The sequence below is a fragment of the Nocardioides montaniterrae genome (assembly GCF_054782655.1).
The window spans coordinates 106,935-130,252 of record NZ_BAAGSB010000003.1 but is presented as its reverse complement, the minus strand read 5'-3'; the positions used below and the strand labels follow the sequence as shown (position 1 = coordinate 130,252).

26 protein-coding genes are annotated in these 23,318 nt (G+C 70.1%); 12 read left to right on the top strand and 14 right to left on the bottom strand.

What is annotated here, in order from left to right; all coding sequences use genetic code 11:
- Positions 1-5: 5 nt before the first annotated feature.
- Together ACYVJ3_RS06815 and ACYVJ3_RS06810 are read right to left on the bottom strand one after the other, a co-directional pair.
- Complete coding sequence (locus ACYVJ3_RS06815) at positions 6-1,565, bottom strand: ABC transporter permease (RefSeq protein ID WP_460851908.1); 1,560 nt, start codon at positions 1,563-1,565, stop codon at positions 6-8.
- Positions 1,562-2,428, bottom strand: a complete 867-nt coding sequence (locus ACYVJ3_RS06810; protein WP_460852252.1) for an ABC transporter ATP-binding protein — start codon at positions 2,426-2,428, stop codon at positions 1,562-1,564. Before ACYVJ3_RS06810 ends, ACYVJ3_RS06815 begins: the two co-directional genes overlap by 4 nt.
- A gap of 113 nt (positions 2,429-2,541) precedes the next feature.
- Here ACYVJ3_RS06810 and ACYVJ3_RS06805 point away from each other — a divergent pair, with 113 nt between their 5' ends.
- Positions 2,542-3,042: an SRPBCC family protein gene (locus ACYVJ3_RS06805; protein WP_460851906.1), complete on the top strand. Its 501-nt coding sequence runs from the start codon at positions 2,542-2,544 to the stop codon at positions 3,040-3,042.
- 41 nt (positions 3,043-3,083) lie between these two features.
- Positions 3,084-3,632 carry a hypothetical protein gene (locus tag ACYVJ3_RS06800; RefSeq protein ID WP_460851905.1) on the top strand — a complete coding sequence of 183 codons (549 nt, stop codon included), beginning with the start codon at positions 3,084-3,086 and terminating at the stop codon, positions 3,630-3,632.
- Here ACYVJ3_RS06800 and ACYVJ3_RS06795 read toward each other — a convergent pair.
- From ACYVJ3_RS06795 to ACYVJ3_RS06745, 11 genes are all read right to left on the bottom strand, one after another.
- Positions 3,629-4,126: an ASCH domain-containing protein gene (locus ACYVJ3_RS06795; RefSeq protein WP_460851903.1), complete on the bottom strand. Its 498-nt coding sequence runs from the start codon at positions 4,124-4,126 to the stop codon at positions 3,629-3,631. The two genes, ACYVJ3_RS06800 and ACYVJ3_RS06795, sit on opposite strands and share 4 nt — an antisense overlap.
- Before the next feature lie 102 nt (positions 4,127-4,228).
- A complete protein-coding gene (locus ACYVJ3_RS06790) occupies positions 4,229-4,597 on the bottom strand; it encodes a metal-sulfur cluster assembly factor (protein WP_460851902.1) in 369 nt (122 codons plus the stop codon).
- On the bottom strand, positions 4,594-5,046 hold the full coding sequence (sufU, locus tag ACYVJ3_RS06785) for a Fe-S cluster assembly sulfur transfer protein SufU (RefSeq protein WP_460851901.1): 453 nt from the start codon (positions 5,044-5,046) through the stop codon (positions 4,594-4,596). Before sufU ends, ACYVJ3_RS06790 begins: the two co-directional genes overlap by 4 nt.
- A gap of 14 nt (positions 5,047-5,060) precedes the next feature.
- The gene (locus tag ACYVJ3_RS06780; protein WP_460851900.1) at positions 5,061-6,308 is read right to left on the bottom strand and encodes an aminotransferase class V-fold PLP-dependent enzyme; all 1,248 of its coding nucleotides are present in this window, start codon (positions 6,306-6,308) and stop codon (positions 5,061-5,063) included.
- A gap of 54 nt (positions 6,309-6,362) precedes the next feature.
- Positions 6,363-7,121: a Fe-S cluster assembly ATPase SufC gene (gene sufC / locus ACYVJ3_RS06775; RefSeq protein ID WP_460851898.1), complete on the bottom strand. Its 759-nt coding sequence runs from the start codon at positions 7,119-7,121 to the stop codon at positions 6,363-6,365.
- A complete protein-coding gene (locus ACYVJ3_RS06770) occupies positions 7,118-7,465 on the bottom strand; it encodes a non-heme iron oxygenase ferredoxin subunit (protein ID WP_460851897.1) in 348 nt (115 codons plus the stop codon). Before ACYVJ3_RS06770 ends, sufC begins: the two co-directional genes overlap by 4 nt.
- Positions 7,462-8,634 (bottom strand): Fe-S cluster assembly protein SufD, encoded by a 1,173-nt coding sequence (gene sufD / locus ACYVJ3_RS06765; protein WP_460851896.1) that lies wholly within the window; start codon positions 8,632-8,634, stop codon positions 7,462-7,464. Before sufD ends, ACYVJ3_RS06770 begins: the two co-directional genes overlap by 4 nt.
- Positions 8,631-10,049, bottom strand: a complete 1,419-nt coding sequence (sufB, locus tag ACYVJ3_RS06760) for a Fe-S cluster assembly protein SufB (protein ID WP_460851895.1) — start codon at positions 10,047-10,049, stop codon at positions 8,631-8,633. The genes sufD and sufB overlap by 4 nt, the downstream gene beginning before the upstream one ends.
- A complete protein-coding gene (locus ACYVJ3_RS06755; RefSeq protein ID WP_460851894.1) occupies positions 10,046-10,741 on the bottom strand; it encodes a helix-turn-helix transcriptional regulator in 696 nt (231 codons plus the stop codon). Before ACYVJ3_RS06755 ends, sufB begins: the two co-directional genes overlap by 4 nt.
- A gap of 90 nt (positions 10,742-10,831) precedes the next feature.
- Positions 10,832-11,242 (bottom strand): hypothetical protein, encoded by a 411-nt coding sequence (locus ACYVJ3_RS06750; RefSeq protein WP_460851893.1) that lies wholly within the window; start codon positions 11,240-11,242, stop codon positions 10,832-10,834.
- Positions 11,235-11,600 carry a hypothetical protein gene (locus ACYVJ3_RS06745; RefSeq protein ID WP_460851891.1) on the bottom strand — a complete coding sequence of 122 codons (366 nt, stop codon included), beginning with the start codon at positions 11,598-11,600 and terminating at the stop codon, positions 11,235-11,237. The genes ACYVJ3_RS06750 and ACYVJ3_RS06745 overlap by 8 nt, the downstream gene beginning before the upstream one ends.
- Positions 11,601-11,688: 88 nt before the next feature.
- Here ACYVJ3_RS06745 and ACYVJ3_RS06740 point away from each other — a divergent pair, with 88 nt between their 5' ends.
- The 4 genes from ACYVJ3_RS06740 to ACYVJ3_RS06725 all read left to right on the top strand — a co-directional run bounded on the left by ACYVJ3_RS06740 (position 11,689) and on the right by ACYVJ3_RS06725 (position 15,236).
- Positions 11,689-12,501 carry an ABC transporter ATP-binding protein gene (locus ACYVJ3_RS06740; RefSeq protein ID WP_460852250.1) on the top strand — a complete coding sequence of 271 codons (813 nt, stop codon included), beginning with the start codon at positions 11,689-11,691 and terminating at the stop codon, positions 12,499-12,501.
- Positions 12,494-13,264, top strand: coding sequence for an ABC transporter permease (locus ACYVJ3_RS06735; protein ID WP_460851890.1), 771 nt, complete (start codon positions 12,494-12,496; stop codon positions 13,262-13,264). Before ACYVJ3_RS06740 ends, ACYVJ3_RS06735 begins: the two co-directional genes overlap by 8 nt.
- Positions 13,255-14,148: a COX15/CtaA family protein gene (locus ACYVJ3_RS06730; protein WP_460851889.1), complete on the top strand. Its 894-nt coding sequence runs from the start codon at positions 13,255-13,257 to the stop codon at positions 14,146-14,148. The genes ACYVJ3_RS06735 and ACYVJ3_RS06730 overlap by 10 nt, the downstream gene beginning before the upstream one ends.
- Positions 14,149-14,501: 353 nt before the next feature.
- On the top strand, positions 14,502-15,236 hold the full coding sequence (locus ACYVJ3_RS06725) for an endonuclease domain-containing protein (RefSeq protein ID WP_460851887.1): 735 nt from the start codon (positions 14,502-14,504) through the stop codon (positions 15,234-15,236).
- A gap of 104 nt (positions 15,237-15,340) precedes the next feature.
- Here the strand turns inward: ACYVJ3_RS06725 and ACYVJ3_RS06720 are convergent, their stop codons facing one another.
- Entirely contained in the window at positions 15,341-16,285 is a 945-nt protein-coding gene (locus tag ACYVJ3_RS06720; RefSeq protein WP_460852249.1) for a heme o synthase, read from the bottom strand.
- Between the two features lie 116 nt (positions 16,286-16,401).
- On the opposite strand from ACYVJ3_RS06720, the gene tkt reads away from it, so the two are divergent.
- From tkt to ACYVJ3_RS06690, 6 genes are read left to right on the top strand one after another with little or no spacing between them, the layout of a single operon-like run.
- Positions 16,402-18,516 carry a transketolase gene (gene tkt / locus ACYVJ3_RS06715; protein WP_460851886.1) on the top strand — a complete coding sequence of 705 codons (2,115 nt, stop codon included), beginning with the start codon at positions 16,402-16,404 and terminating at the stop codon, positions 18,514-18,516.
- Positions 18,517-18,568: 52 nt separating this feature from the next.
- A complete protein-coding gene (gene tal / locus ACYVJ3_RS06710) occupies positions 18,569-19,687 on the top strand; it encodes a transaldolase (protein ID WP_460851885.1) in 1,119 nt (372 codons plus the stop codon).
- On the top strand, positions 19,684-21,360 hold the full coding sequence (pgi, locus tag ACYVJ3_RS06705) for a glucose-6-phosphate isomerase (protein ID WP_460851883.1): 1,677 nt from the start codon (positions 19,684-19,686) through the stop codon (positions 21,358-21,360). Before tal ends, pgi begins: the two co-directional genes overlap by 4 nt.
- Positions 21,357-22,091, top strand: coding sequence for a 6-phosphogluconolactonase (gene pgl, locus ACYVJ3_RS06700; protein WP_460851881.1), 735 nt, complete (start codon positions 21,357-21,359; stop codon positions 22,089-22,091). Before pgi ends, pgl begins: the two co-directional genes overlap by 4 nt.
- Positions 22,092-22,129: 38 nt before the next feature.
- Complete coding sequence (locus ACYVJ3_RS06695) at positions 22,130-22,741, top strand: DJ-1/PfpI family protein (protein ID WP_460851880.1); 612 nt, start codon at positions 22,130-22,132, stop codon at positions 22,739-22,741.
- A gap of 2 nt (positions 22,742-22,743) precedes the next feature.
- A complete protein-coding gene (locus tag ACYVJ3_RS06690; protein WP_460851877.1) occupies positions 22,744-23,214 on the top strand; it encodes a CYTH domain-containing protein in 471 nt (156 codons plus the stop codon).
- Positions 23,215-23,318: the final 104 nt, after the last annotated feature.

The window sequence follows — 23,318 nt, the reverse complement described above, 5'->3', positions numbered from 1 at the left end:
CGGTTTCAGCCGATATCGCGCGCCCGGAAGCGCACGGATGCGATCACCAGGACGAGCCCGGCCACCGCGGTCAGCCCCAGCTCGGCCGGCCAGGACCACGACTCGGCGGGCAGCTGCGGGACGTGGCGGTACGGCGAGACCCCGAGCAGCCACCCCGGCGCCTTGAGCAGCTCACCCACCATCGTCAGCACGAAGAAGGCCGCCGGCCACACCCAGACCAGGACCACCAGCGAGGGTCGTACGGCGAGCGAGAGTGCCCCCAGCGCGGCCACCACCCAGACCGCCGGAGCCCATGCCACCGCCGCCGCGAGCAGGTTGCCGATGTCCGGACCACCTGCGACGGCGTACCCGACCCACAGGCCGACCCCGGTCACCACCAGCAGCCACAGCACGCCGATCGCCCCCACCGCGACGGACGCCGAGAACCAGGCGACACGCGAGGTGCCGGTGGCGAGCACCATCTCGGCTCTGCCGTCGTCCTCGTCGCGGCCCGCGTGGGCCAGCACCGTCGCGGCGAAGTACGCGATCAGGATCGCCACGATGGACAGGATCGCGGCGATCAGCGCGCCACCGAGCTTGTCGAGCACCTGCTGGGCCGCGACCGAGCCCAGGAAGTCGTCGAGGGCGGGCGTGATCGCCCCGAACAGCGCGCCCATCACGGCCATCGCGAGCGACCACAGCACCAGCGCGGTCGCGTGCAGCCGGAGAACCAGCGCCAGGACGTTGCGCATCCGCGCCGAGCCGTACGCCGGGCCCGGGCGGGCCGCGACGAGACCGGACCCGAGGTCGCGGCGCGACCTCAGCCCCACGGCGAGGGCGACCAGCACGAGGGACAGCACCAGGTAGCCGAGCAGCAGCCACCAGCGCGGCTCGGACCAGGCGCGCACCCGGGTGTTCCACCCGAACGGGGTGCACCAGCTCAGCCACGACGGACCCGTGTCGCCGGCCGCGCGCAGCACGAACAGCGCGCCCAGCACGCCCGCAGCCCAGGACGCGCACGTCCGCGCGCTGGCGGCGACCTGGGCGGTGACGGCGCCGACACCGATCCCGACACCGGCGACCCCGAGCCACATGAGGGCGAACGCGCAGGACCCGCCGACGGCGAGGCCCGACGCGATGTCGCCGACGGCGACCAGGGCGCAGAGGAGCACCGACCACAGGAGGCCGGCCAGGACCGCGGCGGCCAACGGGGCGTCACGGCCGACCGCGGTGCCACCGACCAGCTCGGTCCGGCCGCTCTCCTCCTCGACCCGCGTGTGCCGGCGTACGACCACGACCAGGAACACGGCGACGAAGAGCGCGTAGAGGACCGTCATCTTGGTCATCGCCACCTCGCCCGTGCTGGTCGGGTCGAGGATCGGTCCGTAGAGCGCGACGATCGCCGGGCTGCCGTTGATCGCGTCGGCGGCGCGCACCAGGTCCGCCTGGGTCTTGTAGAGCGCCGGCGTGGCAGCGGCCGAGGCGACCGTCATCATCAGCAGCACCGCGATCCAGGCCGGTGCCAGCACGCGGTCGCGGCGCAGGTCGAGCCGCAGCAGCAGCCCGGTTCCGCGCAGCGTGCTCATGGAGCGCCCCGGTAGGCATCGAGGAAGAGCTCCTCCAGGCTCGGCGGGGTCGACGTCAGCGACTCGATGCCCGCGTCGCCCAGCGCCTTCAGCACGCCGGCGAGCGCATCGGGCTCCACCGAGCACGAGACCCGGGTGCCACCGTCGACAGGTGCCGCCGACACGTCGTGCACGCCAGGTGTCCCGGCCAGCGACGGCGCAGGACCCGACACCACCGCGACGACCCGGCTGCGGTGGAGGTGGCGCAGGTCCCCCATCGATCCGGTCTCGACGACCCGGCCCTCCCGGATGATCGTCACCCGGTCGGCGAGCCGTTCGACCTCGCTGAGGATGTGGCTGGACAGCAGCACGGTCGCGCCGCGCGCAGTGTGCTCGGCGACGCACTCGTTGAAGACCTGCTCCATCAGCGGGTCGAGACCGGACGTCGGCTCGTCGAGGATCAGCAGCTCCGGCGCCGTGGCGAAGGCCGCGACGAGGGCGACCTTCTGCCGGTTGCCCTTGGAGTAGGCGCGACCCTTCTTGGTCGGGTCGAGGGCGAACCGCTCGACCATCTCGTCGCGGCGGCTCGCGTGCGGATCCGCGCCGCGCATCCTGATCAGCAGGTCGACGATCTCCCCACCGGACAGGTTCGGCCAGAGGCTCACGTCTCCGGGCACGTAGGCGAGGCGGCGGTGCAACGAGGCCGCGTCGGACCACGGGTCCCCGCCGAGCAGTCGGACGGTCCCGGCGTCCTTGCGCAGCAGGCCGAGCACCACCCGGATGGCCGTCGACTTGCCGGCCCCGTTGGGCCCGAGGAAGCCGTGCACCTCCCCCGCCCGCACCTCGAGGTACAGACCATCCAGCGCCCGGAACGGGCCGAACATCTTCACCAGGCCACTGATCTCGATCACCGCGGGCTCGGTCACGCATCCACGCTATCCGCCTCGGGGGCCGACGCGACTGGAAACAGAACTAGAACCTGTTCTAATCTGACCTCATGGCGAAGACGATGCACCCCTGCGAGCGCGTCGGGATCGACTACATCGACTCCGCGCCCTACCGCTACTCCAACAGCGTCGACCTGGCGATCACTCCGGAGCAGCTCTTCGAGGTGCTCGCCGACGCGAGTGCCTGGCCGCACTGGGCCAAGGTGATCACCCACGTCGAGTGGACCACGCCCGAGCCGCGCGGCGTCGGCACGACCCGGGACGTGACGATGCGCGGCGGGCTGGTCGGCTCCGAGGAGTTCATCGCCTGGGAGCCCCCCACGCTCCTGAGCTTCCGCTTCAACCAGGCCAGCGAGAAGTCGATCAAGGCGTTCGCCGAGAGGTACGACGTCGCACCGACCCCCGAGGGCTGCCGTCTGACCTGGACGCTGGCGCTCGACGTGACCGGACCGGGCCGGTTCTTCATGCCGATCAGCGGCCTCGCCTCCAACGCCGCGTTCCGGATGTTCCTGCGCAAGCTGCGGCGCTACACCGACACGCGCTTCGCCTGACGCACGGGAACCGATCCCGCGCGACCGGCGTCGGAGCGGACATGACAACTCGGAACCGCCGCCGCAGCGGCACCCTCATCCTCCTCCTCGCCGCCCTGGTCGGCCTCCTCGTCCCGCGGGCGAGCGCAGGCACCGACCCGATGCCGACGTACACCTGGACCGGCACGCCCTCACCGCTCTACGTCCTGCGCAACGGCGCCGACCTCCCGCTCAGCGCGTACAGCTGGTGCTGGACCGGCCCGAGCGTCAACGGCTCCCCGTCACCCGCATCGTGCGCCGACGGAGTGGTCCCGCCGGTGCGCGAGCAGCCGAAGACCTGGTCGCACGGCGACCGGCGCCTGTGGTTCGGGCGTCCCGGCTGGACGTTCCGCGCCCGGGCGCAGAACATGCACAGCTGCTTGGTCGTCAACGAGCGGCTGCGCGCCGAGCGGGTGGCGCCGCGGCGCTTCGTCCTGCACGCGCCGGCCGAGCCGGGTGACTACCGGGTCAGGATCTTCGGCACCGGCCCCGAGGGAGACGTGTCCATCGCCTTCGTCTGGCACTACCGCACCACCACGCGTCTCGCCGGCGGGTGCGGACCGGTCGACTAGCGCCGGTAGGAGACCGCGAACCGCTCGAGGACGACGGGCATGTCGGGGGCGAAGCCCCTGGCGTGCTCGGCGTTCTCGGTGAAGAACCTCTCGTGCACCGCGCGCCAGTGCTCGAGCGAGAGGTGACCCTCGCCCTCGAGACGCGCGTGCTCGGCGTCGACCGCGTCGAACGGCACGACCCGGACGTCGGTGGTGCGGACCAGCGCCCGCGGTTCACCGCCGCCGTCGACGACGATTCCGAGCTGACCCACCTCGGGCAACGGGACGTCCTCGGCCTCGTAGTCCCACGCAGCACTCGCGGTCGCGGTCTTGGTGCCGTCCAGCACCAGCCGTGCCAGCTCGTCGGCCTGCTCGGGCGTGGCGCCGAAGGACCACGACGGCGGAGGTACGGCGGCCAGCGGGTTGGGGCCCATGTAGACCGCCACCTCCTCGAGGTGGATGCGGCGCTTGGCCTCGTTCCAGAAGGCGACGATCCGCTCGTCGACCCCTGTCACGGGGTCTCGATACACGCGGTCACGGGCTCGCAAGCTCGCCCGTGCGCGCACTCGACCTCTTCGGCCCGACGCGTGCCGCTCGTACCTCGCGACACGCTGGCTTCAGACATTGAAGCCGAGAGCGCGGAGCTGCTCGCGGCCGTCGTCGGTGATCTTGTCCGGGCCCCACGGCGGCATCCAGACCCAGTTGATCGCCACGTCGTTGACCAGGCCCTCGAGGGCGGTCTCGGTCTGGTCGGTGATGACGTCGGTCAGCGGACAGGCCGCGGAGGTGAGCGTCATGTCGAGGACGACGTTGGACGCCTCGTCGAGGTGGACGTCGTAGACCAGACCCAGGTCGACGACGTTGATGCCCAGCTCGGGGTCGACGACGTCCTTCATCGCCTCGGTGACGTCCTCGACCGTGGTCGCGCCGAGCGGCGTACCGGCAGCGGGGACCTGGGGCAGGTCGGTGTTGTCGATGTCGGTCATGCCGATTCCTCCAGGGATTGGGTCGTGGCGTCCTTCCAGGCCATCCACGACAGCAGCGCGCACTTCACGCGTGCGGGGAACTTCGCGACACCGGCGAAGGCGATGCCGTCCTCGAGCACGTCCTCGTCCGGCTCGACCTTGCCCTTGCCCTGCATGAGCTCCTGGAACTTGGCGTGGATCTCCATCGCCTCGTCCACCGGCTTGCCCTTGAGCAGGTCGTAGAGCACGGACGCGGAGGCCTGCGAGATCGAGCAGCCGAGCGAGTCGTAGGAGATGTCGTCCACGACGCCGCCGGCGAGGTGCACCCGGAGGGTGATCTCGTCACCGCACGTCGGGTTGACGTGGTGCACCTCGGACTCGAAGTCTTCGCGGAGTCCCTTGCCGTGCGGGTGCTTGTAGTGGTCGAGGATGATCTCCTGGTACAGGGCATCCAGGTCGGGGGACGTCATCGCTGAACTCATCCTTAGGCCAACTTGAAGTACGAGCGGGTGTATTCCAAGCCCTCGACGAGCGCGTCGATCTCGGCCGGCGTCGTGTAGAGGTACGACGACATCCGGGTCGAGGCCTGAACGCCGAAGCGGGCGTGGGCGGGCTTGGCGCAGTGGTGACCGGCGCGTACGGCGATGCCGCGGCTGTCCAGCACCTGCGCGATGTCGTGCGGGTGGACCCCGTCGAGCTCGAAGGAGATCGCTCCCCCGCGCAGCGCGGCGTCCAGCGGGCCGAGCACCTTCAGGCCCTTGACCGAGGCGAGGCCCTCCAGCGCGTAGCCGGTGATGGCCTGCTCGTGGGCGTGGATCGCGTCGAGCCCGATGTGCGAGAGGTAGTCCACCGCGGCGCCGAGGCCGACGGCCTCGACGATCGGGGGCGTCCCGGCCTCGAACTTGTGCGGGATCCCGGCGTACGTCGACCGCTCCATGGTGACCGTGGCGATCATCTCGCCGCCGCCGAGGAACGGCGGCAGCGACTCGAGCACCTTGCGGGCACCCCACAGCACGCCGATGCCGGTCGGGCCGACGACCTTGTGACCGGTGAAGGCGAGCAGGTCGGGGCGCTCCTCGACCGCCATCGCCGCGAGGTCGATCCGCAGCTGCGGCGCGGCCTGCGAGGCGTCGACGACGACGAGCGCGCCGACGGCATGCGCCTTCTTCGCGATCTCGGCGATCGGGTTGATCGTGCCGAGCATGTTCGAGACCCAGGTCAGCGAGACGACCTTGGTCTGCTCGGTGATCAGCTCATCGATGTTCGAGAGGTCCAGCTGGCCGTCGTCGGTGATCCCGAACCAGCGCAGCTCGGCGCCCGAGCGCTGCGTAGCGAGCTGCCACGGCACGATGTTGGAGTGGTGCTCCATCTCGGTGATGACCACCCGGTCGCCCGCCGCCAGCGGGATCGTCTGGGCGGCGAGGTTGAGCGCCTCGGAGGCGTTCTTGGTGAAGATGATCTCGTCGCGCTCGGGGGCGCCGAGGAAGGCCGCGACCTTGTCGCGACCCGCCTCGAAGGCCTCGGTCGACTCCGCGCCGAGCTGGTGCATGGCGCGCGCGATGTTCGCGTTGTGCCGCTCCAGGTGGTCGACCATCGCGTCGATCACGATCTGCGGCTTCTGCGAGGTGTTCGCGCTGTCGAGGTACACCAGCGGCATCCCGCCCGCGAGCTGACGCTCGAGGATCGGGAAGTCCTTGCGGATGACCTCCAGCTCAGGCAACAAGCCCTTCATGCCCAGCTCCCTTCCGTTGGTCGAGGAGGTTGCCCAGCAACCGTCTCGAGACCCTCAGGCCTTCGCGCCGATGTACTTCTCGTAGCCGCTGGCCTCCAGCTCGTCGGCGAGCTCGGGACCACCGGACTCGGCGATGCGCCCGTCGACGAAGACGTGGACGAAGTCCGGCTTCACGTAGCGCAGGATGCGCGTGTAGTGCGTGATCAGCAGGACGCCCTTGCCGTCGCGGCCGGCGTAGTCGTTGATGCCGTCCGAGACGACCTTCAGCGCGTCGATGTCGAGACCGGAGTCGATCTCGTCGAGGATCGCGAACTTCGGGTCGAGCAGGTCGAGCTGGGCGATCTCGGCGCGCTTCTTCTCGCCGCCGGAGAAGCCCTCGTTGACCGAGCGGCCCGAGAAGGCCGGGTCGAGGTTCATCTTGTCCAGGGCGCCGTTGACGTCCTTGACCCACGTGCGGAGCTTGGGGGCCTCGCCGTCGAGGGCCGTCTTGGCGGTCCGCAGGAAGTTCGCCATCGAGACGCCGGGCACCTCGACGGGGTACTGCATGGCCAGGAAGAGACCCGCGCGGGCCCGCTCGTCGACGCTCATCTCCAGCACGTTCTCGCCGTCGAGGAGGACCTCGCCGCCGGTGATCGTGTACTTGGGGTGACCGGCGATGGAGTACGCCGTGGTCGACTTGCCGGAGCCGTTGGGGCCCATGATCGCGTGGGTCTCGCCGGACTTGATGGTCAGCGTGACCCCCTTGAGGATCTGCTTGTCGCCATCGTCGGTCGCGACCGAGACGGCCAGGTCCTTGATCTCGAGAGTGCTCATGCGGGGGTGACTCCGTTCGTGGTGGTCGTGATGTCGACGTACACGTCTCCGTCACGGATCTCTGCGGGGAAGGTGGCGACGGGCTCGGTCGCCGGGAAGGACAGGGGCTTGCCGGTGCGTACGTCGAAGCGCGAGCCGTGCAGCCAGCACTCGACGGTGCAGGCGCCGTCGACGATCGCGACCTCGCCCTCGGAGAGGGCGACCTCGGCGTGCGAGCAGAGGTCCTGCATCGCGAAGACCTCGTCGTCCTGACGGGCGATCGCGACGTCGTACCGGTCGATGGTGACCTTGAGGGCCTCGTCGGTCGGCACGTCGGCCAGCGCGCACGCGCGCTCGAAGCTCACAGCTGGACCCCGTCCAGGACGTTCTTGGCCAGCTCGGCCTCGACGGTCGCAGCGAGCTGCTCCTCGAGCTCGGGTACGCCGACCTGGCGGATCAGGTCGTTGAAGAAGCCGTGCACGACCAGGCGCTGCGCCTCCTTCTCGGAGATGCCGCGCGAGCGCAGGTAGAACAGCTGGTTGTCGTCGAACCGCGCCGTCGCGGACGCGTGTCCCGCGCCCTCGATCTCGCCGGTCTCGATCTCCAGGTTGGGGACCGAGTCCGCCTGGCACCCGTCGGTGAGGACCAGGTTGCGGTTCTCCTCGTAGGTCTCGATGCCCTCGGCGACCTTGCGGATGAGGACGTTGCCGATCCAGACGGTGTGCGCCTTCTCGCCCTGCAGCGCGCCCTTGTAGACCACGTGCGACTTGGTCTTGGGGGCCGTGTGGTCGACGAAGAGGCGGTGCTCGATGTGCTGGCCGGCGTCGGCGAAGTACAGGCCGAGCATCTCCACCGAGCCGCCGGGACCGGCGTAGTCGGTCGTGGTGTCGTGGCGGACCACGTCGCCGCCGAAGGTGATGTCGACGTGCTTGAACTGCGCGTCGCGACCCACCCGGATGTGGCGGTGGCCCACGTGCACGGCGTCGTCGGCCCAGTCATCGATCGAGACGACGGTCAGCTGGGCGCCGTCCTCGACCACGATCTCGACGTTGTCGGCCAGGGTCATCGAGCCCTCGAAGCGCAGCACGACGGTCGCCTTGCTGAACTTCTCCGCACGGATCACCGCGTGCGCCGCGGTGGCCTCCTCGGTACCGGTGCCGTTGATCGTCAGGAAGACCGCGCGATCGAGCACGGTGTCCTGCGGGATCGTGACGGCCAGCGTGCTCTTGGCCTCGGCCAGGGCCCGTGCCGAGATGCGGTCCCACGGCACCAGGCCGGAGACGCCCTTGAGCGACGGGTCCTCGACGCGCTCGACCTTGACGCCCTCGGGGGCGTCGACGGTCGGCGTGAACGACGTGCCTGCGAGCGCGGCGTCGGCGTGGATGCCGCGCAGCCGCTTGAGCGGGGTGAACCGCCAGATCTCCTCGCGCCCCGTCGGCACCGCGTGGGCGTCGACGTCGAAGGAGCCTTCGGGGTGGAGGTGCGACTCGATCTTGTCGATCTCGAGCGCGGTCTCCAGTACTTCGGCCGTCATCCGACAGCACCCTCCATCTGCAGTTCGATCAGTCGGTTGAGCTCGAGCGCGTACTCCATCGGGAGCTCCTTCGCGATCGGCTCGACGAAGCCGCGGACGATCATCGCCATGGCCTCGTCCTGCTCCATGCCTCGCGACATGAGGTAGAAGAGCTGGTCGTCGGAGACCTTCGAGACGCTCGCCTCGTGACCCATGGAGACGTCGTCCTCGCGGATGTCGACGTAGGGGTAGGTGTCCGAGCGGGAGATCTGGTCGACCAGCAGCGCGTCGCACAGGACGTTCGACTTGGAGCCGTGGGCGCCCTCGTTGATCTGGATCAGCCCGCGGTACGACGTACGACCGCCGCCACGGGCGACCGACTTGCTCAGGATGCTCGAGGACGTGTTCGGCGCCGCGTGCACCATCTTGGCGCCGGCGTCCTGGTGCTGGCCCTCGCCGGCGAACGCGATGGAGAGCGTCTCGCCCTTGGCGTGCTCGCCCATGAGGTAGACGGCCGGGTACTTCATCGTCACTTTGGAGCCGATGTTGCCGTCGACCCACTCCATGGTCGCGCCGGCCTCGCAGACGGCACGCTTGGTGACGAGGTTGTAGACGTTGTTCGACCAGTTCTGGATGGTCGTGTAGCGGCAGCGGCCGCCCTTCTTCACGATGATCTCCACGACCGCGGAGTGCAGCGAGTCGGAGGAGTAGATCGGCGCGGTGCAGCCCTCGACGTAGTGGACGTAGGCGTCCTCGTCGACGATGATCAGCGTCCGCTCGAACTGGCCCATGTTCTCGGTGTTGATCCGGAAGTAGGCCTGCAGCGGAATGTCCACGTGGACGCCCTTGGGGACGTAGATGAACGAGCCACCCGACCACACCGAGGTGTTCAGCGCGGCGAACTTGTTGTCACCGACCGGGATGACGGTGCCGAAGTACTCCTTGAAGAGCTCCGGCTGCTCGCGCAGGGCCGTGTCGGTGTCCAGGAACAGCACGCCCTGGGCCTCGAGGTCCTCGCGGATCGAGTGGTAGACGACCTCGGACTCGTACTGGGCCGCGACACCGGAGACCAGGCGCTGCTTCTCCGCCTCGGGGATGCCGAGCTTGTCGTAGGTGTTCTTGATGTCCTCGGGCAGGTCGTCCCACGTGGCCGCCTGCTTCTCGCTGGAGCGCACGAAGTACTTGATGTTGTCGAAGTCGATCGCGCTGAGGTCCGAGCCCCAGGTCGGCATCGGCTTGCGGTGGAAGAGCTTGAGGCCCTTCAGGCGCAGGTCGAGCATCCACTGGGGCTCGGACTTCTTCGCAGAGATGTCGCGCACGACGTCCTCGCTCAGGCCGCGCTTGGCCGTCGCTCCCGCGACGTCCGTGTCGGCCCAGCCGAACTCGTAGCGGCCGATCCCCTTCAGCTCGGGGTTGAGCTCCTCGATGGAGGTCATGAGACCTTCTCCTTCTCCTTCTCGGGTGCGGTGGGGATGCACGTCGTGCACACCCCATCGCCGTGGGCGATCGTCGCCAGGCGTTGGACATGGGTGCCGAGCACGCGGCTGATCGCCTCGGTCTCGGCCTCGCAGAGCTGCGGGAACTCGTGGGCCACGTGGGACACGGGGCAGTGCTGCTGGCACAGCTGCTCCCCCACGACGGGGAGCTGGCGGACACTGGCCGCGTAGCCCTCCTCGGAGAAGATCAGCGCCAGGATCTCGGCGGGCGTGGCACCCGGGTTGGCCGCAGCGACCTCGGGGAAGCGGGCCTCGATGAAGCCGGCACGGCGTACGGCGAACGCCTTGACCGCCTCGTCGCCCGCGGTCTCCCGCAGGAAGCGCAGGGCCTCAGCGGCGAGGTCGTCGTACTGCTTCTCGAAGCGGTCGCGACCGTGCTCGGTGAGCGCGAACGCCTTGGCCGGGCGGCCGCGTCCACGCTGGCCGGCGGGACGCTGGTCGCGGGTCTCGACGGCGCCCTCCTCGACGAGCTGGTCGAGGTGGCGGCGTACGGCGGCGGGCGTCAGGTCGAGCCGCTCCGCGAGCTGTACGGCGGTCTGCGGCCCGGTCTCGAGCAGGAACCGCGCGACGCGCTCACGGGTCGGCGCATCGACTGCGCTGACTCCCTGTGAGCTCCGGTCCACGAATTCCACAACACAAGTGTGGCGTTAATGCTTCCCGGTATTCAAGGCAGGTGACCCTAAGTTGGTTTCGACACGCCGCTCGCTGGCGCTCGCGGCTGCTCAACCAACGACGAGGGGCCGCGTGTGGCGCAGCCAGGCGATGCCGAGGAACGGCAGGACGAGGGGGACGTAGCCGTAGCCCTGGCCGAAGTGCGACCAGATCGTCTTGTCCGGGAAGAGGTCGGTCGCGAGGTAGCTCAGCAGGCCGATCCCGAGGACGCCGGCAGCCTCGACGACCACCGAGACCGAGGCCACCCTCCAGGCGGTGCGCCCGCCGAGGAGCAGGCAGCCGGTGGCGACGGCGTACAGGACCGCCGCGAGGGCGGAGAGCGAGTAGGCGAGCGGGGCGCGGCCGAAGTGCTCGGCGATCTGCACGCTCGAGCGGCCCGTCGCGGCGACCACGAAGACGCCGTAGGCGAAGACCAGGGCGCGGCCCCAGCCGCTGCGCATCGCCTCGTCGGGCTCAGACATGGGCACCGTTCCAGATGGACCACAGACGCGCCTGCAGGGCGGCGATGGTGACGATCGCGACCAGGAGGACCGCGGTGCCGCCGCGACTGCGCTCGGCCAGCGACCAGAACGCGCCGATGGGCGCCGCCGTGCAGATCCCGATCAGGTAGGAGAAGAACAGCGTGCCGGCGACGTCGCGGTCGGTCGAGCCGAACGCGATCGAGCCCCAGACCAGCTGAACGAGCAGCGCGACCTCGGCGCCCGCGAGCAGGATGAACATCGCGTCCTCGACCGGCTTGTCGCGAACCAGGTGGACCAGCGAGAGCACGGCGGCGGCCGCGCACAGGGCCAGGATCACACCGGACAGCACGTGGTTCACGGGTCCGAGGTTAATGCTGGGTACCGCGCCCTAGACTCCCCGGGTGCCCGCCAGCAGCTCACCAGCCGTCGTCGTCGACGGCTTGGTCATGAGGTACGCCGACAAGACGGCCGTCGACGGGTTGTCGATGACCGTCGAGCGCGGCTCGATCACCGCGGTCCTCGGACCGAACGGTGCCGGCAAGACCACGACCCTGGAGACCTGCGAGGGCTATCGCAAGCCCCAGGGCGGGACCGTGCGCGTGCTCGGCCTCGACCCCGTCCGGGACCGCCGCGAGCTACTCCCCCGGATCGGCGTCATGCTGCAGGGACAGGGCGCCTGGTCGGGGGTGAAGGCGATCGAGATGCTGCGCCACGTCGCAGCGCTGCACTCCCACCCCCTGCCCGTCGGCGAGCTGATCGAGCGGCTGTCCCTGGACGAGTGCGGCTCGACGCCGTACCGACGTCTCTCCGGTGGCCAGCAGCAGCGCCTCGGCCTGGCCATGGCGCTGGTCGGGCGCCCCGAGCTGGTCTTCGTCGACGAGCCGACCGCGGGCATGGACCCCGGCGCCCGGCGTACGACCTGGGAGCTGTTGCGCGAGCTGCGCGAGGCCGGCGTCACCGTCGTGCTGACCACGCACTACCTGGAGGAGGCCGAGCGCCTCGCCGACCAGGTCCACATCATCGACCGCGGGCGCCTGGTCGCGTCGGGCTCCCCCGACGACCTCACCCGCGGCTCGTCCGCGACCGTGCGGCTGGTCGTCGACCGCGAGCTCGGCTCCGGACCCGAGGCCGCGCTGCGCGACGCGATCCGCGCCTGGAGCGCTGAGCACGGCGTCGGCGTGGAGTCGATCAGCTTCGGCTCGCGCACCCTCGAGGACGTCTTCCTGCAGCTCACCGGGCGGGAGCTGACCGATGACTGACTTCACGCCACGGCCCGGCGGCGCGCCCCTGCTCCAGCAGATCCGCGCGCAGGCCGCCATGGAGGCGCGGCTGATGCTGCGCAACGGCGAGCAGCTGCTGATCGCCGTGGTCATCCCGGTGATCGTGCTGATCGGAGGCGTGACGGGCGGTGCCCACCTGAACCTCAAGGAGTCGCGCCCGCTGGTCGACATCTTCACGCCGGGCGTGCTCGCGCTGGCGATCATGTCGACCTCGTTCACGTCGCTGGCGATCGCGACCGGCTTCGAGCGCCGCTACGGCGTGATCAAGCGCCTGGGTGCCTCTCCCCTGCCCCGGCTCGGGCTGCTGGCCGGCAAGGTCCTCGCGCTCGTGCTGATCGAGGTGCTGCAGGTCGTGGTCATCGGCGGCGTGGGGCTCGCGTTGGGCTGGTCGCCCCAGGTCTGCCTGGCCGGCGTCGTCGGGTTCTTCCTGGCGGCCGTGCTCGGCACGGCGGCGTTCGCGTCGCTGGGGCTGTTCATCGCGGGTGTCCTGCGTGCCGAGGCCACCCTCGCCGCCGCGAACCTCATCTACCTGCTGCTGATGGCCGGCGGTGCCGTCGTGCTCCCGGCGTCGTCGTACGGCGGCTTCGGGTCGGTGGCCAAGTTCCTGCCCTCCGGCGCGCTCGGCGAGAGCGTGCGGCGGGCCTTCGAGGACGGCCGGATCGACTGGCCGGCCCTGCTCGTCATGCTCATCTGGGCGGTCGTCGGATCGCTGCTGACCGCGAGGACGTTCAAGTGGGAGTGAGCCTCACCCCGATCACGCAGCACCCGCGCACCGTGGCCACCGTGGAGTGGCTGCGCGCGCACGTGGTCGGCGTCGCCATCGCCGACGTGGTCGCGAACATCCTGATCGTGGTGACCGGTGGGGTCGTGCGCCTGACCGGATCGGGCCTGGGATGCCCCACCTGGCCGCAGTGCCAGGACGGCGACCTGGTGCCCCACGGCGCGCTGAGCGTCAACAAGTTCATCGAGTTCACGAACCGCACGCTGACCTACGTCCTGGCGGCGGTCGCGATCGCCGCGGTCGTCGCGACCTGGAACCGTCCCGGCAAGGTACGCCGGATCGCGATCGGCATCGCCCTCGGCATCCCGCTGCAGGCGGTCATCGGCGGCATCAGCGTGCTGACCGAGCTCAACCCGTGGGTCGTCTCCCTGCACATGCTCGCCTCGATGGCGATGGTCTGCCTGTGCGTCTGGCTGCTGGACCTGCTCTGGTCGCCCGCTCGCGTCTCCGCATCAGGCAGGGCGAGCTGCCTGTCCGTCGCCGTCTTCGTCGTGGGGTGGGCCGTGCTCTGGCTCGGGACGGTCACCACCGGCTCGGGCCCGCACTCAGGCGACCTCGACTCGAAGCGAACCGGACTCGACCCGGCCCACCTCGCGCTGGTCCACTCCTACGCCGTCGACGTGCTGGTCGCCCTCACCCTCGCCCTGCTCGCCCTCGGATGGAGCGACCGCTACCTACGCATGGTCGTCGGCGCACTGCTGGGCGTCGAGCTGGCCCAGGGCCTCATCGGCTGGATCCAGTACGAGACCGGTCTTCCTGCCTGGGTCGTGGGCCTGCACATGCTCGGCGCCGGCCTGACCGCCGCCGGCCTGGCTCGGGTCGCCCTCGCCACCCGCCCCAAATAGCCGAGACCGCCCTCCGTCGCCGCCGAGATCGCCTTCTGTCGCCGCCGAGAACGCGATCCGTCACACGCCAGCGGCCACTTCCTGTCCACAGAGCGCACCTGGCCGCTGCTTCTCCACAGGCTGCCCGGAGGCACCTGACCGCACCACGCACTGCGTCCCATCATCCGGACATGACCCGAGTGCCGTTGCCCGATCGCCCGTTCACCCTCGCGGAAGCGAGGTCCCTCGGGCATGAACGGTGGCGACTGCACCGACTCGTCCGATCCGGCAGCCTGCGAAATCCCGTCGCAGGGGTGTACGTCGACGCGGCGGCTCCCGGCTCACACGAGTCCCTGGCAGCCGCGCTTGCGCTCGTGCTCCCCGATGGACACGTCTTCACCGACCGAACGGCCGCGCTGCTGCACGGCATCGACACCTTCACCTGGAGCGAGTGGGAGGCGGTCCCCCAGGTCGAGACCTGCGCCGTCCGGGGCTCCCGCCCCACCAAACGACGGCAGGCATTCGGCGGAACCCGCACTCTCGAGCCACGCGACATCATGCAGCTCAGCGGCACCCTGGTGACGACGCCGCTGCGCACAGCGCTGGACCTCGGATGCCGTCTCCACCAGCGCGACGCGCTGGCGGCGCTCAATGCGTTCGCCCGGCTGCACGGGATCACCCCGGCGCAGCTGACGGCAGAGCTGCCGCGCTATCGCGGGCGCCGAGGCGTCGTACAGCTGAGAGACCTCGTCCCACTGGTCGATCCACGGATCGAGTCGTTCCGCGAAAGCTGGGTCTGGTTCGAGCTGCGCACGAGCAACCTTCCTGCCCCGGTCCCGCAGTACTGCGTCACCGAGGACGGCAAGGAGATCTACCGGCTCGATTTCGCCTATCCGAGCGCCCGGGTCGCGATCGAATACGACGGCGAGGAGTTCCACTCCAGCGACGATCGGCGCCGGGCGGACGAGAAGCGCCGCGCATGGCTGCGTCGCAACGGTTGGACCGTCATCGTCGTACGCAAGGGCGACTTCACGGGCCGCAACCTCGACATCTGGATCGGCAAGGTGCGCACGGCGCTCGCCCACCCGGTCACCAACCGACGCTGGTGACGGACCGCGACCTCGGGTGCGACGGACCGCGACCTCGGGTACGACGGAGGGCGATCTCGGACGCGACAGAGAGCGATCTCGCGTGCGACGGAGGGCGGTCTCGGCTATTTGAGCAGCGGGTCGATCGCGACGGCGACGAACAGCAGGCTGAGGTAGAGGTTGCTGCTGTGGAACAGGTGCATCGGCTGGATCACCGACAGCTCCTCGGTCCCGCGGGAGCGGCCCCACATGCGGTGGGCCTGGACCAGGAACACGGCGCCGAGGACGGCGGCCGCGGACGGGTAGAACCAGCCCGTCGAGGCGATGGGCCACAGCGACAGCGAGACGGCGACCATCACCCAGGAGTAGATGACGATCTGGCCGGAGACGTTCCGTGCGGACTTCACCACGGGCAGCATCGGCACGTCGACGTTGGCGTAGTCCTCGCGGTAGCGCAGCGCCAGCGCCCAGGTGTGCGGCGGCGTCCAGAAGAACACGACCAGGAACAGGATGACCGGCGCCCAGGCGAGGTGGTTGGTGACCGCGGTCCAGCCGATGAGGGCCGGGAAGCAGCCGGCGATGCCGCCCCAGACGATGTTCTGGGTCGTACGCCGCTTCAGCAGCATCGTGTAGACGAAGACGTAGAACGCGTTCGCGCCGACCGAGAGCCCGGCCGAGAGCCAGTTCACACAGAAGCCGAGCGCCAGGGTGGAGAGGACACCCAGCACGGCGCCGAAGATCAGCGCGGCGCGGGGCGTGACGATGTGGCGCGGCAGGGCGCGACGGCGCGTACGCCGCATCTGCTCGTCGATGTCCCGGTCGTAGACGCAGTTGAACACCGAGGCGGAGCCGGCCGAAAGCGTTCCGCCGATGACGGTGGCGACGACCAGGCCCAGCGAGGGCACCCCGCGGGCGGCGAAGAACATGACCGGGACGGTCGTGAGCAGGAGCAGCTCGATGACGCGCGGCTTGGTGAGCCCGACGTACGCCATGACGACGTCGCGGACGGTCGCACGCTCGTCATCGGCGACGGCTCCGTTGACCCCGACGACCTCACTACGGTCACCCAGATCGGGGCGCGCGGGATCGACAGCAGTCACGGCACAGGAGTGTAGCCGCGTTCACCCCTGGTTCCGTCACCGAGCGCGGTGTTGGATCACACACGTCCCTGGATAGGCTCGGACCCATGATCCCGGAGCTGGACTGGACCGAACTCGACGACAAGGCGGTCGATACCGCCCGCGTGCTGGCGATGGACGCCGTGCAGAAGGTCGGCAACGGCCATCCCGGTACGGCCATGAGCCTGGCGCCGGCGGCGTACCTCCTCTTCCAGAAGGTCATGCGACACGACCCCGCCGACCCGCACTGGATCGCGCGCGACCGGTTCGTCCTTTCCTGCGGCCACAGCTCGATCACGCTCTACAACCAGCTCTACCTCGGCGGCTTCGGACTCGAGCTCGACGACATCAAGGCACTGCGCACCTGGGGCAGCAAGACCCCCGGCCACCCCGAGGTCGGCCACACCGCCGGCGTCGAGGTCACCACCGGTCCCCTGGGCCAGGGCGTCGCGAACGCCGTCGGCATGGCGATGGCGGCCCGCCGCGAGCGCGGCCTGCTCGACCCGGACGCCCCCACCGGTGAGTCGCTCTTCGACCACAACATCTACGTCCTGTGCTCCGACGGCGACCTGGAGGAGGGTGTCTCGTCCGAGGCCTCCTCGATCGCCGGCACGCAGGAGCTCGGCAACCTGACCGTCATCTACGACGCTAACCGGATCTCGATCGAGGGCGACACCCACATCGCCTTCAACGAGGACGTCGCCAAGCGCTACGAGGCCTACGGCTGGCACGTCCAACAGGTCGACTGGACCGACGGCGGCAAGTCCTACACCGGCGGCGACTACCACGAGGACGTCCCCGCGCTCCACGCCGCGATCAAGGCGGCCGACGACGTCACCGACAAGCCGTCGCTGATCATCCTGCACACCGTCATCGCGTGGCCGGCGCCGCACGCCCAGAACACCGAGGCCGCCCACGGCAGCGCGCTCGGTGACGACGAGGTCGCCGCCACCAAGAAGATCCTCGGCTTCGACCCGGAGAAGCGGTTCGAGGTCAGCGACGAGGTGCTCGCGCACACGCGCGGCCTCCTCGAGCGCGGCAAGGCCGCCGGCGACGCCTGGGACCAGCAGTACGCCGAGTGGGCGGCTGCGAACCCCGAGCGCGAGCAGCTCCTCCACCGGATGAAGGCGCGCGCGCTGCCCGAGGGCCTGGCCGAGGCGCTGCCGACCTTCGAGGCCGACGCGAAGGGCATCGCCACCCGCGCCGCCTCCGGTCAGGTGATCAACGCGATCGCCGACCTGATGCCCGAGCTCTGGGGCGGCTCGGCCGACCTCGCCGGCTCGAACAACACCACCATCAAGGGTGCCCCGTCGTTCCTGCCCAAGGACCGCTCGACCCACGAGTGGACCGCCGACCCGCTGCACGGCCGCGTGCTCCACTTCGGCATCCGCGAGCACGCCATGGGCGCGATCATGAACGGCATCGCCCTGCACGGCGGCACCCGCGTCTTCGGCGGCACCTTCCTGCAGTTCTCCGACTACATGCGCGGCGCGGTCCGCGTCGGCGCCCTGATGGGCGCCCCGGTCATCCACGTCTGGACCCACGACTCCATCGGTCTGGGCGAGGACGGCCCGACGCACCAGCCGATCGAGCACGTCGCGGCGCTGCGCGCGATGCCCGGCCTCGACGTCATCCGGCCGGCCGACGCCAACGAGACGTCCGCCGCCTGGGGCGCGGCGCTCGCCAAGTCCGACCGTCCGCACGCGCTGATCCTCAGCCGGCAGAACCTGCCGACGTTCCCCCGTGCGACCGAGGGCTTCAAGAGCACCGACGGCGTCGCCAAGGGCGGCTACGTCCTCATCGACGCCGAGGGCGGCCAGCCCGACGTCGTGCTCATCGCCACCGGCTCCGAGGTCCAGCTCGCCGTCACGGCTCGCGAGCAGCTCAAGGACGAGGGCATCAACGCCCGCGTCGTCTCGATGCCCTGCGTGGAGTGGTTCGAGGAGCAGACCCAGGCCTACCGCGACGAGGTGATCCCGCCGATCGTCAAGGCGCGCGTCAGCGTGGAGGCAGGCGTCAAGCAGGGCTGGCGCGAGTACGTCGGCGACAACGGCCGCATGGTCAGCATCGACCACTTCGGCGCCAGCGCCGACGCGGCCACCCTGTTCCGCGAGTTCGGCTTCACCCCCGAGGCGGTCGTGGCCGCCGCCAAGGACAGCATCGGGGCGGCCGCCAGGGCCTGACCCCCGGTCAGTAACCTGGATCACACCCATCGAGATCGATCTTGGAGGACTCATGAGTGACCGGCTGAAGGAACTCAGCGCCGCCGGAGTTTCCATCTGGCTCGACGACCTGTCGCGCGAGCGCATCGAGACCGGCAACCTCGCCGATCTCGTCACGAACAGCTCGGTCGTGGGCGTCACGACCAACCCCACGATCTTCCAGGGCGCGATCAGCAACGGCGAGCGCTACGACGCCCAGGTCCGTGAGCTGGTCGCGGCGGGCAAGGACGTGGACGAGGTCATCTTCGAGCTCACCACCGAGGACGTCCGCAATGCCTGCGACATCCTCGCTCCGGTCGCCGCCTCCACGAAGTCCGACGGTCGCGTCTCGATCGAGGTCGAGCCGACGCTCGCCAACGACACCGACGCCACCATCGCCTCGGCGAAGGCGCTGTGGGCCGCGGTCGACCGCCCCAACGCCTTGATCAAGATCCCGGCGACGCTCGAGGGCCTCCCGGCCATCACCGCGGTCATCGCCGAGGGCATCTCGGTCAACGTCACCCTGATCTTCTCGGTCGAGCGCCACCGCGCGGTGATGGACGCCTACCTGACCGGTCTCGAGCAGGCCGCCGCCAAGGGCATCGACCTCGCCACCATCCAGTCGGTCGCCTCCTTCTTCGTGTCCCGCGTCGACACCGAGATCGACGACCGCCTCGACAAGATCGGCACCCCCGAGGCGCTCGCCGCCCGTGGTCAGGCCGCCGTCGCCAACGCGCGCCTGGCCTACGCCGCCTTCGAGGAGGTCTGCGCCTCCGAGCGCTGGCAGGCGCTCGCCGCCAAGGGCGCCAACCCGCAGCGCCCGTTGTGGGCCTCGACCGGGGTGAAGAACCCGGCGTACTCCGACACGATGTACGTCACCGACCTCGTCGTCGCCGACACCGTCAACACGATGCCCGAGAAGACGCTCAAGGCGTACGCCGACCACGGCGACCTGGTGCCGACCAACAACGGCGACGCGGTCAGCGGCAAGAGCGCGGAGGCCCGGGCGGTCTTCGACACCATCGCCGGGCTCGGCGTCGACCTCGACGACGTCTTCACGGTCCTGGAGACCGAGGGCGTCGACAAGTTCAAGGCCTCGTGGACCGAGCTCGTCGACACGGTCCGGACGCAGATGGGTGGCTCCGCGTCGTGAGCAACCAGCCGCCGGTCGACGCGACGACCACGGCTGCCTGGAACGACCTCAGCAAGCACGCGGACGGGTTCGCCCCGGACCTGCGCGGCTGGTTCGCCGCCGACCCGGAGCGGGTGCAGCGGATGACGTTCGACGCCGCCGACCTGCACGTCGACCTGTCCAAGGGCCTGGTCACGCCGGAGATCCTGGACTCGCTGGTGGCCCTCGGCGACCAGGTCGGGCTGACCGAGCGACGCGATGCGATGTTCGCCGGCGAGCGGATCAACGTCACCGAGAACCGCGCCGTCCTCCACACCGCCCTGCGGCTGCCGGCCGACGCCACGCTGATGGTCGACGGCAAGAACGTGGTCGCCGACGTGCACGCGTCCTTGGAGCACATGTACTCCTTCGCCACCGAGATCCGCTCCGGTGAGTGGAAGGGCGTGACGGGTCGCCGCATCCGCACCGTGGTCAACATCGGCATCGGCGGCTCCGACCTCGGGCCGGCGATGGCCTACGAGGCGCTCGCGCCCTACCGCCACCGCGACCTCGAGTGCCGGTTCATCTCCAACATCGACCCGACCGACGCGGCCCGCAAGCTCGAGGACCTCGACCCCGAGTCGACGCTCTTCGTCGTGTCGAGCAAGACCTTCTCCACGCTCGAGACGCTGACCAACGCGCGGCTGTGCCGCGAGTGGCTGCTGTCGAACCTGCGTGCGCGCCGGCTCTTCCGGGGCGAGGACCGCGAGGCCGTGGCCCGCCACTTCGTGGCGGTCTCGACCGCGGTGGACAAGGTCGAGGAGTTCGGCATCGACCCGGCCAACGCGTTCGGCTTCTGGGACTGGGTCGGCGGCCGCTACTCCGTCGACTCCACCATCGGCACCTCGCTGGCGATCGCGATCGGCCACGACCGGTTCGCCGAGTTCCTCGGCGGCATGCACGCCATGGACGAGCACTTCCGCACCACGCCGATCGAGCGCAACGTGCCGGCCCTGATGGGCCTGCTGAACATCTGGTACGTCGACTTCCTGGACGCCGCCACGCATGCGGTGCTCCCCTACTCGCAGCTGCTGCACCGCTTCCCGGCGTACCTCCAGCAGCTGACGATGGAGTCCAACGGCAAGTCGGTCCGGTGGGACGGCTCCCCCGTCACCTCGCACACCGGTGAGGTCTTCTGGGGCGAGCCGGGCACCAACGGGCAGCACGCGTTCTACCAGCTGATCCACCAGGGCACCCACCTCGTGCCGGCCGACTTCATCGCGTTCGCCAACCCGGCGTACCCCCTCAAGGACGGCGACACCGACGTCCACGAGCTCTTCCTGGCCAACTTCTTCGCGCAGACGCAGGCGCTGGCCTTCGGCAAGACGCCGGCAGAGGTGCGCGCCGAGGGCACGCCCGAGCCGATCGTCGCGGCGCGCGTCTTCCCGGGCAACCGGCCGACGACGTCGATCATGGCGCCGGACCTGACGCCGTACGTCCTCGGCCAGCTGATCGCGCTCTACGAGCACATCACGTTCACCCAGGGCGTCGTGTGGGGCATCGACAGCTTCGACCAGTGGGGCGTCGAGCTCGGCAAGCAGCTGGCCAAGCAGATCATCCCCGCGATCGGCGGCGACGCCGCTGCCCTCGCCGAGCAGGACGCCTCCTCGCGCGAGCTGATCGACTACTACCACCGGCACCGGGGGAACCGATGAGCGCGGCGCCCGCGCCTCGGATCGAGGTGCAGGCGGACCCCCAGATCCTGGCCACCACCGTGGCCGGAGAGCTGGTCCGCCGCATCGCCGACGCGCAGGCCGCGGGAAGCGTGCCCGCCATCTGCCTGACCGGCGGCACCATCTCCGACGTCATCCACCGCGAGGTCGCCCGGCTCGCGCCCGAGTCCGGGGTCGACTGGGGCGCCGTGGACTTCTGGTGGGGCGACGACCGGTACGTCGACCCGGCCGACCCCGACCGCAACGCCGGCCAGGCGATGGCGGCGTTCCTGGAGCCGCTCGGCGTCCCGGCCCACCGCATCCACGCCACCCCGACGACGTCGTCGTCCTGCTCGGTCGACGAGGCCGCGAAGGCCTACGCCGCCGAGCTTCGTACCTCGGAGGCCGGCGAGTTCCTGGTGACGATGCTGGGCGTCGGTCCCGACGGCCACGTCGCCTCGTTGTTCCCGGGGTTCCCGCAGCTGGAGGCCGACGGGATCGCCGTCGGCGTCACCGGCTCCCCCAAGCCGCCGCCCAACCGCATCTCGCTCACGTTCCCCGCGCTCAACCGCTCTGCCTCGGTGTGGTTCGTCGTCACGGGCGAGGGGAAGGCGGACGCCGTACGCCGTGCGCTGGCCGACGAGGGCACCGTCACCGAGACCCCGGCACGTGGTGTCAGCGGCAGGCTCGAGACGGTCTGGTTCGTCGACCGCCAGGCCGCCTCGCTGATCTGAGGAGCCCGTCGCGCCCGGGACGCCCTAGTCTCGGAGGCATGGTGGGTCGCCGCATCGAGATCGTGCTGTTCGAGGGCTTCGAGCTCCTGGACGTCTTCGGACCGGCCGAGCTCTTCAGCAAGGTGCCCGGGCTGTCCCTGACCTACCTCGCGCCGTCGACCGACCCGGTCCGCAGCGCGCAGGGTGCGGCCGTCGTCCCCGACCGCACGTACGCCGACGCGACCGCGCCCGACATCGTGCTGGTCCCTGGCGGCATCGGCACCCGTGCCCTGCTGCGCGATCCCGCCTTCCTCGACTGGCTCACCGGCTACTGCGCGAGCGCCGAGCTCGTCGCCTCGGTCTGCACCGGAGCCGCGGTCCTCGCGGCCGCGGGCCTGCTCGACGGTCACCGAGCGACGTCGAACAAGGCGGTCTTCGACCTCGTCCTTCCGCTCGGCACCTCGATCGAGTGGGTGCCCCAGGCCCGCTGGGTCGAGGACGGGGACCGCTGGACCTCCTCCGGTGTCGCTGCCGGGATGGACATGGCCGCGGCCCTCATCGACCGTCTCGCCGGCGACGGCACCGGTCGCAGGATCGCCGATCTCATCGAGCTCGAGCTGCACACCGACCCCGACTGGGACCCGTTCGCCGCGATCCACGGACTGGCCTGACCATGGGGGCGGAATCCGCGGAGGTCTCCCTGAAGTACGCCCACCTCGAGTCCGAGCGACGCTTCCTGCTGCGGTCGTTGCCGGCTAGCGTGGCCGGCTCGATGACGATCAGCGACCTGTACGTCGACGGCACCCGGCTGCGCCTGCGCGAGGTCGTCGAGGACGGCGTCGTCGTACGCAAGCTGGGTCAGAAGATCCGGCTCGGCGACGTCACGCGGATCGCCCACACGACGCTCTACCTCGACGACGCGGAGTGGGCGCTGTTGTCGACCCTGCCCGGTCGCCGACTGACCAAGGTGCGCCACCGGACCGTCGACCCCACGGTGGCGGTGGACGTCTTCCCCGACGGCACGATCGTGGCCGAGGTCGACGGCGGCTCCGCTCTGCCCGAGGACGTCCCCGCCTGGCTGGACGTCGTGCGCGAGGTGACGTACGACGAGAGGTTCTGCGGGGGCGGGCGGGCGATCAAGTAACACGCTGTCCGTCGGTCTGCCGCCCCAAAAACAACACTTCCACGCTGTCACAACAGCGTGGAAGTGTCTCGGAAGACGTGGGAGACGGGAGAACAGCGTGTTAC